Raw genomic sequence first — 1,016 nt, forward strand, 5'->3', positions numbered from 1 at the left:
CGGTGCCGAAGATTCAAACTGCGACTGTTAGAAGCGATATGTGAGGCCTGCACCGATTAGCCAAGGGTCTAGCTTGGCCTTGCCCCTCAGATCGGCGCCGGCCACTTTGACGGTAAAATCCGGTTCCAGGAAAAGCTTTTTGACATCGACGTTGACCCCCCAGTGCTGGTCCAGCATGTAATCGAAGCCAACCTGCAGCGCGGCGCCAAAGGTGTTCTTCACATGGAGAGCATCGGCGCTGTCGACACTCTGATTGTAGAAGACGGTGTAGTTCAGGCCGGCTCCGACATAAGGTCGAAAAGCCCCGAACTGGGTGATATGATACTGCAGCGTGAGCGTGGGCGGCAGCACCCATAGCCTGCCGACATTTCCCAGCGCGCCGATCGCTCCGGTGCCGTCGACCTTGGTGGAGGTTGTGGCGAGTATGAGTTCGGCGGCAATGTTTTCGGTGAAGAAGTAGGAGATGTCGAGTTCCGGCGTCACGGTATCTGAATAGGAGAGATTGGAACCGGCAATGCCGCCGACGTAGCCGGAATCGTTGGTTTTCACTCCCAACGCGCGCACGCGGACCTGCCATGGGCTCGGCGTCTCCACTGTCCCCTGATCCTGTGCGATGTAAGGTTGCACAGGGTCTGCCGCCAAAGCCTGCTGACGCCCCCCCATAAGGACGATGAGCGCTATCGTACTCTGCGCTACGCCCATCTGCACTTTTGTCATCATGTTCTCTCCTGGTATCTGATAGCCGCAGACTCCGTCGTTTGTACGCGCGGATGATTTTTCATCACTCGCTGCTACAGACGCTCTGCGAAGAGCTTCGCATTTGTCGTGCCAACGAAAAGAACATTGGGAAACGGCAAGATTCACTTCCGACACACTCGTGTCTCGGCACTGATACTGTCGCGTTTCGAGCTGATATTGTCGTGTTTTGTACCCGAAAGCACGCGAGAGATATCCCTGACCCATTGGCAGAGGATGAACGAGACATAGCTCACGAGGTGATCGCACATGGGAGGCAG

Annotated in this window: 1 protein-coding gene; it reads right to left on the reverse strand. The window is 56.2% G+C overall.

The annotated features are described in order from the left end of the window. Positions 1–27 precede the first annotated feature (27 nt). Positions 28–717, reverse strand: a complete 690-nt coding sequence (locus tag AC4FWB_RS34630; RefSeq protein WP_491030708.1) for an OmpW/AlkL family protein — start codon at positions 715–717, stop codon at positions 28–30. Between the last annotated feature and the right edge of the window lie 299 nt (positions 718–1,016).

It is taken from the genome of Mesorhizobium sp. LEGMi-168a (assembly GCF_058312955.1).